General features: G+C 42.0%; 13 protein-coding genes and 3 pseudogenes. 12 read left to right on the forward strand and 4 right to left on the reverse strand.

Annotation, left to right across the window (positions count from 1 at the left end; genetic code table 11):
* Window positions 1-234: 234 nt before the first annotated feature.
* The 6 genes and pseudogenes from EWV84_RS13125 to EWV84_RS13150 all read left to right on the forward strand — a co-directional run bounded on the left by EWV84_RS13125 (window position 235) and on the right by EWV84_RS13150 (window position 3,823).
* Window positions 235-987 (forward strand): hypothetical protein, encoded by a 753-nt coding sequence (locus EWV84_RS13125; RefSeq protein ID WP_287078332.1) that lies wholly within the window; start codon window positions 235-237, stop codon window positions 985-987.
* A gap of 130 nt (window positions 988-1,117) precedes the next feature.
* Window positions 1,118-1,378, forward strand: coding sequence for a type II toxin-antitoxin system Phd/YefM family antitoxin (locus EWV84_RS13130; protein WP_287078333.1), 261 nt, complete (start codon window positions 1,118-1,120; stop codon window positions 1,376-1,378).
* Window positions 1,371-1,634, forward strand: a pseudogene (locus EWV84_RS13135) (Txe/YoeB family addiction module toxin). The gene EWV84_RS13130 and the pseudogene EWV84_RS13135 overlap by 8 nt, the downstream one beginning before the upstream one ends.
* Before the next feature lie 284 nt (window positions 1,635-1,918).
* Entirely contained in the window at window positions 1,919-2,188 is a 270-nt protein-coding gene (locus tag EWV84_RS13140; protein ID WP_002756830.1) for a UPF0367 protein family, read from the forward strand.
* 332 nt (window positions 2,189-2,520) lie between these two features.
* The gene (locus EWV84_RS13145) at window positions 2,521-3,189 is read left to right on the forward strand and encodes an energy-coupling factor ABC transporter ATP-binding protein (protein WP_149985320.1); all 669 of its coding nucleotides are present in this window, start codon (window positions 2,521-2,523) and stop codon (window positions 3,187-3,189) included.
* 22 nt (window positions 3,190-3,211) lie between these two features.
* Window positions 3,212-3,823 (forward strand): NYN domain-containing protein, encoded by a 612-nt coding sequence (locus EWV84_RS13150; RefSeq protein ID WP_287078334.1) that lies wholly within the window; start codon window positions 3,212-3,214, stop codon window positions 3,821-3,823.
* Window positions 3,824-3,952: 129 nt separating this feature from the next.
* On the opposite strand, the gene sfsA is transcribed toward EWV84_RS13150, so the two are convergent.
* On the reverse strand, window positions 3,953-4,672 hold the full coding sequence (sfsA, locus tag EWV84_RS13155) for a DNA/RNA nuclease SfsA (RefSeq protein ID WP_287078336.1): 720 nt from the start codon (window positions 4,670-4,672) through the stop codon (window positions 3,953-3,955).
* A 142-nt stretch (window positions 4,673-4,814) separates the two neighbouring features.
* On the opposite strand from sfsA, the pseudogene EWV84_RS22895 reads away from it, so the two are divergent.
* The 3 genes and pseudogenes from EWV84_RS22895 to EWV84_RS13165 form a co-directional block, all read left to right on the forward strand.
* A pseudogene (locus tag EWV84_RS22895) lies at window positions 4,815-4,925 on the forward strand (rubredoxin); the annotation flags it as partial.
* A gap of 98 nt (window positions 4,926-5,023) precedes the next feature.
* Window positions 5,024-6,124: a chorismate synthase gene (gene aroC, locus EWV84_RS13160; RefSeq protein WP_287078337.1), complete on the forward strand. Its 1,101-nt coding sequence runs from the start codon at window positions 5,024-5,026 to the stop codon at window positions 6,122-6,124.
* 13 nt (window positions 6,125-6,137) lie between these two features.
* Complete coding sequence (locus EWV84_RS13165) at window positions 6,138-7,340, forward strand: glycosyltransferase family 4 protein (protein ID WP_287078338.1); 1,203 nt, start codon at window positions 6,138-6,140, stop codon at window positions 7,338-7,340.
* A gap of 411 nt (window positions 7,341-7,751) precedes the next feature.
* Here EWV84_RS13165 and EWV84_RS13170 read toward each other — a convergent pair whose 3' ends face one another.
* On the reverse strand, window positions 7,752-8,342 hold the full coding sequence (locus EWV84_RS13170; RefSeq protein WP_287078339.1) for a Uma2 family endonuclease: 591 nt from the start codon (window positions 8,340-8,342) through the stop codon (window positions 7,752-7,754).
* A 76-nt stretch (window positions 8,343-8,418) separates the two neighbouring features.
* On the opposite strand from EWV84_RS13170, the gene EWV84_RS13175 reads away from it, so the two are divergent.
* Window positions 8,419-8,541: a hypothetical protein gene (locus EWV84_RS13175; protein ID WP_287078341.1), complete on the forward strand. Its 123-nt coding sequence runs from the start codon at window positions 8,419-8,421 to the stop codon at window positions 8,539-8,541.
* Here the strand turns inward: EWV84_RS13175 and EWV84_RS13180 are convergent.
* The gene (locus EWV84_RS13180) at window positions 8,538-8,930 is read right to left on the reverse strand and encodes a type II toxin-antitoxin system death-on-curing family toxin (RefSeq protein WP_024969647.1); all 393 of its coding nucleotides are present in this window, start codon (window positions 8,928-8,930) and stop codon (window positions 8,538-8,540) included. The genes EWV84_RS13175 and EWV84_RS13180 overlap by 4 nt on opposite strands.
* Window positions 8,927-9,151 (reverse strand): AbrB/MazE/SpoVT family DNA-binding domain-containing protein, encoded by a 225-nt coding sequence (locus EWV84_RS13185; RefSeq protein ID WP_158201318.1) that lies wholly within the window; start codon window positions 9,149-9,151, stop codon window positions 8,927-8,929. Before EWV84_RS13185 ends, EWV84_RS13180 begins: the two co-directional genes overlap by 4 nt.
* A gap of 69 nt (window positions 9,152-9,220) precedes the next feature.
* Between EWV84_RS13185 and EWV84_RS13190 the strand changes: the two are divergent.
* Together EWV84_RS13190 and EWV84_RS13195 are read left to right on the forward strand one after the other, a co-directional pair.
* A pseudogene (locus EWV84_RS13190) lies at window positions 9,221-9,506 on the forward strand (hypothetical protein).
* Between the two features lie 67 nt (window positions 9,507-9,573).
* On the forward strand, window positions 9,574-10,121 hold a 548-nt coding region (locus tag EWV84_RS13195; protein ID WP_287078340.1), incomplete at its 3' end, for an AAA family ATPase.

Consider the following 10,121-nt stretch of genomic DNA (forward strand, 5'->3'; position numbering starts at 1 on the left):
TTTTTTCGGAAAAATAGGTTGTAATGGGAGATTCTTTGTTTTCCTAGACAAAAATAATTACTTTTTCAAAAAAACACTTTTCTATTTTTTTGTTGGGTATTTTATTCTCTGGAAGTCCCTTACTCTCGTTGGGAAGTATTTGAAAGGCTATCTGTGAAATGACGAAATACCTCAAGCCGTACAAATATACTACAATTTTGGTGCTGTTGCAAATTTGTAGAGGGCGGTTGAACAATGAAGTCTTCTGAAAAAAGTCAGTGCTACTGCTGTGAAGAGATAGCAACAACAAAAGATCACATTCCTCCAAAATGTTTCTTTCCTGAAAAGAAGCATTTGTCTATTGGTAATACTGATTACAGAAGTCAACTAATAACTGTACCTGCGTGTTCAGCACATAATAATTCACGCTCTCGTGATGACGAATATACGGCAGCTGTAATTGTTATGAACTCCCAAAGTGATCTTGCGTTTACTATGTTTAAGTCAAAATGGGTTCAAACTTTGCTTAGACGCGAAGGAGCTTTAGGGAAGCGAATTTTTTCTACCGCTAGAAGCGCAAGAGTTATCTCAAAAAGAAGTAGCATACTCATTCCTCAAGAAACTCTAGCCATCTCATACGAGATGAAGCGTATAGAGCGAGTAATTGAGTCGATTGCTCGTGCGCTTTATTATCTTGAGGCAGGCTATCAGGAGAAATGGACACATGACTGTATCATTAAAAGCCCTAATTTCCTCAATCAGGATTTAAGCTATTCGCAAGATGCTTACAATCTGCATCAGATTAATCAAGCATTCATTCATGGCGAAAAACACCAAGAATTAGGAATAACACGAAAGGGAACACATCCAGATATTTTTTACTACCAGTTCTTTAAGTGTGAAGACATGAACTTCATTATCAGAATGGTTTTCTATAGTGATTTTACGTTTTTGGCTTTCCCGAAACAGAAGGAGAATACACCTAACCCTATAATTCTCGCGGTCTAACACGTCATGGCAGCGGACGGTTGAAGGTGCGATCGCATTTTTAGGATGCGTTCCCCGAAGCCTTTGGGTTTTGCCAACCAGATTTGGACAGAACTATAATAACAATTGTACTTAATCATGTACAACTCTGATGAGCGTCAACATTGTCAACTTTAGTGAAGCCCGAAAAAACTTTAAATCTGTAATAGATACAGTAGCCAATGATAAAAACTGTACTTTCATTGTCAGAGGAGATACAGAAGATGTTGTTATCATGTCTAAAAGTTATTATGATAGTCTGATGGAAACAGTTTATCTCTTAAGCTCTCCATCTAATGCTCAACATTTGCAAGAAGCGATCGCAGAATATCAAGCAGGTAAAACACAAGAACATGATTTAATCGATGCGTAAGTTGGCTTGGGGTAGTAAAGCATGGAAAGATTATCTTTATTGGCAATCTCAGGACAAGAAAACCCTGAAAAGAATCAATCTGCTGATCCAAGATACTCTATCCAATCCCTTTGAAGGAATCGGTAAACCTGAACCCTTGAGAGAGAATTTGTCAGGTTTTTAGTCCCGTCGCATTGATGAAGCTAATCGTCTTGTCTATGTTGTCGATGATCATTATCTAACAATTATTTCCTGTCGCTATCATTACCAAGATTAGCTATTGCTGTAGGGTGCGTTCCCTAATCTGGCTCCTACTGCTGCACCGATAGATTTTGGGGAACGCACCATGCTCATTCATTCAAGCAAGTGATTGCCAGCTAACAACGCCTCTGCACACCGACTACCGAGAGTTAATCGGTGATGACGCTAAGGTTATCCCCACAGTGAACAGCAATCAGTGAACTGAAAACTCACATCTGATAACTGATAACTGATCACTGACTTCCCAACCCCTGCTATACAATGGTTTTTGACTTGTTTTTTGGAAGGGAACGCTAAACTATGTATTCGATCGATATTACCCTGAAACTCTCCCCCATCCCCATTTCCGTGCAGCGCAAGGAAGAAGCAGCAGCAGACGCTTTGTATCAAACAATTATTAACGCTATGCGATCGCCGAATCCAGAATTATTAGAATTAACCTGCGAAAAACAAACCGATAAAAAGGTGGCGGTTTTGAGCGATCAGATCAGTGCGGTGATTGTTTCACAAAAATCCGGGGCTGCCTCCACTGGTAGAGCGCCGGGGTTTGTCGCTTTAGCCACAGAATAGTTCTTTAATCAGTTATCAGTGAGCAGTAACCAGTAATCAGTGACAAGAAAACGGCAACCGCCTAGATAACACTTTCCACTCAAAACTCAAAACTCAAATCTGATAACTGAAAAGGCTGACAGCTAAAAAACTGATAACAAGGGCCGAATCTAAAACCCAATTGGTTAAGCTAAAAGCTTTGATGCACTTAGTTTCTAACCTTCTTTTTAGGCAGGAGAATTGCCAGATTCTTTCTGGGAGCCTCTTGCCTGTTGGCTCTTGCCTCTTGCCTTCAGAAGCTGATAACTGATAACTGATAACTGATAACTGATAACTGAAAAGGCTAATAATTCATGACTATAAAAGTAAAAGACCTCTGCTTTAGCTGGCCGAATGGGAAATCAGTATTAAATGGCTGCTCTTTGCAAGTTCCCAGAGGAGAATTTTGGATGTTGTTGGGGACAAATGGCAGCGGTAAATCCACCCTGCTGCGATTATTAGCGGGATTATTAAAACCTAGTCGCGGGGAAATAGAGATACCTAACCCCCTCGGTTTTGTTTTTCAAAATCCCGACCATCAGTTAGTTATGCCAACAGTGGGGGCAGATGTGGCTTTTGGGTTGGTATCCGAGGGTTTATCCACGCCGGCAATTCGGGCGCGGGTGCGGGAATCCCTAGGGGCGGTGAATTTATTAGAAATGGAAAAACGACCGATCTATGCTCTCAGTGGCGGACAAAAGCAAAGAATCGCCATTGCGGGGGCTTTAGCTCGTCATTGCGAGGTTTTGCTCTTTGATGAACCCACCGCCCTTTTGGATGGGGATACCCAGCTAGAATTAGTCTCTCAAGTGCAGAAATTGGTCAAAAACCGGGGGATTACGGCCCTTTGGGTGACGCATCGCCTGGAGGAATTGGATTACAGCGATGGGGCATTTTTGTTGGAGGGGGGCAAGGTAACGGATCGGGGAAATCCCCTAGACTTAAAAGCGAGATTATTGGCAAGTGCGGCGGTTGAATCTTAAATTTTTTGTTAATATCATTAGGATGCTGTTTTTTAGAACTGCCCTTAATGCCACACCAATCACTCTCAAAGCCATGGTTAATTCCTCTGATCGTTCCCTTCTGCTGGTTGACGGCTACAACGTCATCGGCGCTTGGCCGTCCCTGAAAAAAATTAGCGATCGCCACGGTCTCGAACCGGCGCGAGACAAGTTAATTGAAACCTTAATCGGTTACACGCACCATCAGGGTTATCAAACCCAAATCGTCTTCGATTCCTACCTTCAAGATACCCCCGGCAGCCAAGAACGCTACACTAACCATTTATCGGTTTATTTTACCGCTCACGCTCAAACCGCCGACACCTATATCGAGAAAACCTGTGCCGATTTTTGGCACGATCGCGCCCCAGCTATCGGACGGATTATCGTCGCTACCTCTGATAATGCCCAAAAAATGACCGTTATGGGTTATGGGGCCCAGTGGATTTCCGCTCAACGTCTGGAAATCGAGGTGGATTTAACCGGTCGTCGTCTGAGACAATCCCAGAGTTCTTCTCAAAGTCCCAAAGGGCGTTTTTTATTCCATTCTCTCGATGCTAAGGTGCAACAGAAATTAGAGAAAATGCGCCACGGAATTAGTTATCAAAAACCTTGACAAATTACCTCAAATATGTATCGACAAAAATCCCCCTTAGAGGCACAGGTAACTGTGTCTCTAGGTTTTTAAAGGTCAGTTGCGGTCTGGGGGATTTTGTCAAAAGCTGGCCCCTCTAAACCACTGGTGTCACAGTTGCAATTCTGCTAAACCTAAATAATAAATTCCCGTGGGTGTCACTTGGAAGCGACAGGGTAAAACTTTGACTCCTTTAGCCACTGCTTGACGCAATAACTGCCCGTATTTAGCATCTTTACTATCCCCCGGAGCAAACCGGTCACAATCACCCCGATTAATAAAGTAGAGCATAATCGCCTCCGCTGCCGGCAATAAAGCCATTAATTCGTTTAAATGCTTCTGTCCCCGCGTGGTGACAGTATCGGGAAAAAGTGCCGTTTCTCCCTGATTCCAAGTGGTATTTTTGACCTCGATATAGGTGAGGGATTTATCACCATGGGTCAACAGAAAATCAATTCTACTGCCATTATTTTGACCGTAGGCCACTTCCGATCGCACTTCGGTGTCATTTTTGACCAAATCGGGAAAAACTCCTTGCAACAGGGCATTTTTCACCACCTGATTGGGAAGATTGGTATTAACTCCCACCCAAGTCTCTCCCAGTTGAATCATCTCCCAGGTATAAGCTAATTTTCGCTTCGGGTTATCACTGCGAGAAAGATAAACCGGTTGACCCTCTACACATACATCCGTCATCGGTCCGGTATTAGCGCAATGGGCCGTAATTAATTCTCCGTTGTCCAGTTGTATGTCGGCAAAAAAGCGTTTGTAACGTTTAATTAAAATACCCTTGACAAGAGAAGGATAAGTGTGAACCAACAAGGGAGTCATTAAATTTTCGCCACGGAAAAAAACAGCGTGTTCTTTTGATATTAACGCGAGTTTTAGCGGAAAATAGCTTATAGTTTCAGAAGAATTGTCCCAAAGTTTCTAAGTCTAGATTAAGAGGAAAACTACCTTGAAATAGGTTTGTTCAGTCTGTGGCTACGAATACGACCCAGAAATCGGCGATCCTGACAACGATATACCCCCTAACCCCCAACCCCTAACCCCTAACCCCCAACCCCTAACCCCCAACCCCTAACCCCCAACCCCTAACCCCCAACCCCCAACCCCTATTCCCGAAAAACTGATAACCGCTCAGGTACAATAAAACCTTGAGGCTTAATAGACATTGAGATTATGGGTAACACTTTCGGACGACTATTTCGGGTTTCCACTTTTGGAGAATCTCACGGGGGTGGGGTAGGAGTGGTTATCGATGGTTGTCCCCCGCGCTTAGAAATTTCCGAAGAGGAGATTCAAATCGATTTAGACCGTCGCAAACCGGGACAAAGCAGAATCGTGACCCCGCGTCGGGAAAATGACATTTGTGAGATAATTTCGGGCGTTTTTGAAGGCAAAACCCTCGGTACACCGATCGCTATTTTAGTGCGGAATCAGGATGCTCGTTCGCAAGATTACAACGAAATGGCCGAAAAATTCCGACCTTCCCATGCGGATGCCACCTACGAAGCAAAATACGGCATTCGCAACTGGAAAGGAGGAGGCAGATCTTCGGCCCGGGAAACCATCGGCCGGGTGGCCGCAGGAGCGATCGCTAAAAAAATCCTTAAATCTGTCTATAACGTCGAGATTATCGGTTATGTGAAGCGAATTAAAGATCTTGAGGCAATCATCGACCCCAACACCGTCACCCTCGACGAGGTGGAAAGTAATATGGTGCGTTGTCCCAACGGGGAAACGGCCGCCAAAATGATCGCCCTGATTGACCAAATTCGCCTGAATAAGGACTCGATCGGCGGTGTGGTGGAATGTGTAGCCAGAAATGTGCCGAAAGGTCTAGGAGAACCCGTTTTTGATAAGCTAGAAGCCGATTTAGCTAAGGGGATGATGTCCTTACCCGCGAGTAAGGGATTTGAAATCGGATCGGGATTCGCGGGAACCTTCTTAACCGGCAGCGAACACAATGACGAGTATTTTATCGATGATAACGGGGAAATTCGCACCACGAGCAATCGTTCGGGAGGCATCCAAGGAGGTATCAGTAACGGTGAAAATATTATCATCCGCATCGCTTTTAAACCCACCGCGACTATCGGTAAAGAACAAAAAACCGTGACGCGCACCGGGGAAGAAACCACCCTGGCAGCCAAAGGAAGACACGATCCTTGCGTTTTACCCCGGGCCGTCCCTATGGTGGAAGCGATGATGGCTTTGGTATTATGCGATCATCTGCTCCGTTTTCAGGGACAATGTACGATTAGCGATCGCTTTTTCTAAACCTTTACCCGCGATGAAATTTTTATTCCTTCATTCCAATTTTCCCGCCCAATTTCGCCATTTAATCACGGTTTTAGCTCAAGAACCCCGAAATCAAGTGATTTTCGGCACTACCCGGCAGGAGGGAGAGATAGCGGGGGTAAAAAAATTTATTTACAAGGAAAGTCGCGCTGTTTCTCCCCAAACCCATCATTATGTCCGTCCCTTGGAAAGTGCGGTTTTACAAGGTCAAGCGGTTTATGGTGTTTGCCAACAACTGAAAAATCAAGGATTTTATCCCGATATTGTCTATGCACATTCTGGCTGGGGGCCGGGCCTATTTATCAAGGATATTTTCCCGAAAACTAAGTTTTTAGCTTATTTTGAATGGTTTTATCATGCCCATGGTTCCGATGCTGATTTTGATCCGGCGGATCCCCTTAATGCTGATGCCGAGGCCCGGATTAGAATTAAAAATGCGCCAATCCTCATCGATCTGGTCAGTTGCGATCGAGGTTTATCGCCGACTATCTGGCAAAAACAACAATTTCCCCGCGAATTTCACTCGAAACTGACGGTTTTACACGATGGCATCGATACGGACTATTTTTGTCCCCGTCCCGATGTGCAGTTAGTGATTCCAGAGATAGGTTTAGATTTATCGGGTGTTAAGGAGATTGTCACCTACGCAACCCGGGGAATGGAACCCTATCGCGGTTTTCCCCAATTTATGACGGCTGTTTCCCTAATTTTAGCCCGTCGGCCTAACTGTCATATCGTAATTGTCGGGGAGGATCGGGTTGCTTATGGGAAAACTCTACCGGACGGCAAAACCTATAAACAATTGATGTTAGAAAGCCTTTCTTTGGATTTATCCCGGGTGCATTTTACCGGTTCTCTGCCCTACGGTCAATATAAACAGGTTTTACAGGCATCGGCCGCCCATATCTATCTTACTCGTCCTTTTGTGCTTTCTTGGTCAATGTTAGAGGCTATGGCTATGGGTTGTGTGGTGATTGGTTCCGATACTCCCCCCGTGCGAGAATTAATTACTGATGGGGAAAATGGTTTATTAGTGGATTTCTTTTCTCCTCAACAAATAGCCGATCGCGTGGATGAAGTGTTAGATTATCCCCAGGGTTGGCAAAATCTGCGTTTAAATGCCAGGGAAACTATCAAGCAACGCTACGACCTCAAACAATGTTTACAGGATCATCTAGATTGGTTATTGAGTTGATTTTTCAGTGAACAGTAATCAGTGAACAGTAATCAGTGAAAAGAAAGCTGCGAACTTGCCGGGTAATTAGTCACCGCAATAAGGACAGCCTTATTGAGAATGACTAAACATAGAAGTATTACCAGGTAAGGGTTTCTCAATCAACATATATGAAATACTTATACTAAATCCAGTTATTAAAGACTGATTATCTATTCCTCCTTTTGCCTCTTGCCTATCCTGATATGTAACATATGCTCAACGGATTTAGTATTACCTGCTCGTCTTTCTTCTAATAATACGGAGGCGATGAAACGGTTAAAAACTTGTTCTCTTTTGATGGAATATTGAGAATTTAATTCTTGGCATTCTGCCACTGTTAAGTTAACCCATAATCTTTAGATAGGCGAAAAAAATCAACATTTTATATTGTTATGTTGATTCAATAATTTTTATCCCTGCTCTAAATTCCCGCAGTGCTTGAGCATGATTTTCTGTATTAATACAACGCATCAATAAACCTACATCTAAACTCGGTAAAAGTTGCGATTTACTAACAGCTTCATATCCCTCATTTCCTAAACTATAAAACAATAACTCATCATTCGTCCAAAACCAAACTTCAGGAATTTGTAAGCGTTTGTATGCTTCCAGTTTATCAATTCCTCCACTACTAACAACCACCTCAATCACTAAATCAGGATGTTTTCTATTTGCTCCCAATTCATAGGATTCATCACCTTCTCTTTTAACCTTTTCAAATTCATTTTCTAGGGTGACAGAACCAGTAGGAGTAAAATCTAATCCCAAAAATTCTAAATAAATTTCTACTAAAGAAGCAATACGTTTTTTGATAGTTTCGTGTTTTTTCCCTGGCATTTTTCTAATCTCCAAAACTCCATCTAAAAAAGATAACCTTAACCCTGGGCGATCGATTAGCTGTTCAACAGCTTTAAATTCTCTCCAGGTTAAGTCACTAATTAAAATTGGTTCTGCTTCTCGTTCGATTAGTGTAGTTATCATAATTTAAACCCAAATTTAGAGCGTGAATTTTGTTCACTATGATATGATATAAAAACAGAGTATCATAAAAAACATCATGCAAGCATACAAACTCAAAGGAAAAGTTGATTCATCTGGTAACTTGCTGATTACCGAACCCCTGAATTTACCCCCCGGAAACGTGGAAATTGTAGTTTGGGCAGCCACAGACACCCTTTAATATTTAATAGAATTTTCTTGCAGCCATTCTGATATAGTTTCTTGACTTTCTTGGCCGTTTGCTAGTCGTTCCATTATTAAAACGACTTCGGGTTCTGGAACATCCAACGAATATCCATTTAATTCCAGAAAGATAGCCATTACTACGAAAGCTACCCGTTTATTACCATCTATAAAAGCATGATTTTTAGCAAATCCATAACCATAAGCCGCAGCTAAATCAAATATACTGGGTGTAGGTTCACCATAAGCAAGTAAATTTTTCGGTCTATCTAAACTAGCTAAAAACAAATTGTTATCTCGCACACCTGCAAGACCACCATGCTGTATTAATTGGTCTTCATGTATAGCTTTAACAATTATTTCATCTAACCAGAAAATTCCATTCATTTCCCTAACTCATGAAGTGCATTTCTGTATTTTGTGCTGACTTTTCTGTAAGCCTCCATTGCTTTTTCAAAATCAGGATTACCAGCAGTTATAATAATACCTGTTGGTGTTTCAGTGACAAATACACTGTCTCCTTCTTGAACTTTAAGTTTTTCCATGGCTTCTTGAGGTAATGTTATAGCCAAGGAATTTCCAACTCTACTAATTTTTAAGGTGTACATTTAGTTAATAACCTCCTATTCAGCCAATTTGAGATAATAATATAAAAACAGAGTATCATAAAAAACATCATGCAAGCATACAAACTCAAAGGAAAAATTGATCAATCTGGTAACTTGCTGATTACCGAACACCTGAATTTACCCCCCGGAAACGTGGAAATTGTAGTTTGGGCAGCCACAGACACCCTTGATCATACCACAACCCCAACCACTGAATCAGCACCAGAAACACCAAAAAAGACCAACTAAAATCAAGGTTTTGCAAAACTGGTTTGAGAAAACCCAACCTGCACCTCCTGATTTTGATCCAGATCAAGCTAAATGGGAATATTTAAAGGAGAAACATAACCTGTGAAAGTCTTGCTTGATACCAACATAATTGATAGTGTAAACTTAAAGAGTTCATCTATTACCAAAATTCTATGACTCGCTGGTTTAATATTGCAGGTCCCTGTTCAGACGATATCCACTATATGCTCTCTCCCACAGTCAGATTACCAGATTTAGAGGAGCTAATTCAACAACGTAGTTATTTTGTCCTTCACGCACCACGACAAACAGGGAAAACCACAGCAATGTTAGCTCTAGCACAACAACTTACCCATGCTGGAAATTATGCCGCAGTCATGGTGTCAGTGGAAGTAGGAAGTGCATTTAATCATGATCCTACTGCCGCAGAATTAGCAATTTTAGGAACTTGGTATAATACAATTGAGGATAGTTTACCGACCGAATTACAACCAGCTGCTAAACAATGGCAACAGGAAGAACCAGGAAGCAGAATTAAGGCTTTTTTAAGAGGTTGGGCAAAAGCTATCAATCGTCCCATAGTATTATTTATAGATGAAATTGACTCTTTACAAGACCAAACATTAATATCAGTTTTACGACAGTTAAGAGATGGTTTTCCTAATCGTCCAGAAAATTTCCCGACCTCAGTAGGATTAATTGGTTTACGAGATGTGCGAGA

This window comes from Microcystis sp. M_QC_C_20170808_M3Col (assembly GCF_007095505.1).
Lineage (GTDB): Bacteria > Cyanobacteriota > Cyanobacteriia > Cyanobacteriales > Microcystaceae > Microcystis.

Coding starts and splice junctions, on each gene's coding strand:
- EWV84_RS13165 (WP_287078338.1), top strand. CDS start 6,138: ATGAAATTTTTATTCCTTCATTCCAATTTTCCCGCCCAATTTCGCCAT.
- sfsA (WP_287078336.1), bottom strand. CDS start 4,672: ATGACTCCCTTGTTGGTTCACACTTATCCTTCTCTTGTCAAGGGTATT.
- EWV84_RS13150 (WP_287078334.1), top strand. CDS start 3,212: ATGCTGTTTTTTAGAACTGCCCTTAATGCCACACCAATCACTCTCAAA.
- aroC (WP_287078337.1), top strand. CDS start 5,024: ATGGGTAACACTTTCGGACGACTATTTCGGGTTTCCACTTTTGGAGAA.
- EWV84_RS13130 (WP_287078333.1), top strand. CDS start 1,118: ATGAGCGTCAACATTGTCAACTTTAGTGAAGCCCGAAAAAACTTTAAA.
- EWV84_RS13185 (WP_158201318.1), bottom strand. CDS start 9,151: ATGTACACCTTAAAAATTAGTAGAGTTGGAAATTCCTTGGCTATAACA.
- EWV84_RS13180 (WP_024969647.1), bottom strand. CDS start 8,930: ATGAATGGAATTTTCTGGTTAGATGAAATAATTGTTAAAGCTATACAT.
- EWV84_RS13170 (WP_287078339.1), bottom strand. CDS start 8,342: ATGATAACTACACTAATCGAACGAGAAGCAGAACCAATTTTAATTAGT.
- EWV84_RS13125 (WP_287078332.1), top strand. CDS start 235: ATGAAGTCTTCTGAAAAAAGTCAGTGCTACTGCTGTGAAGAGATAGCA.
- EWV84_RS13175 (WP_287078341.1), top strand. CDS start 8,419: ATGCAAGCATACAAACTCAAAGGAAAAGTTGATTCATCTGGTAACTTG.
- EWV84_RS13140 (WP_002756830.1), top strand. CDS start 1,919: ATGTATTCGATCGATATTACCCTGAAACTCTCCCCCATCCCCATTTCC.
- EWV84_RS13145 (WP_149985320.1), top strand. CDS start 2,521: ATGACTATAAAAGTAAAAGACCTCTGCTTTAGCTGGCCGAATGGGAAA.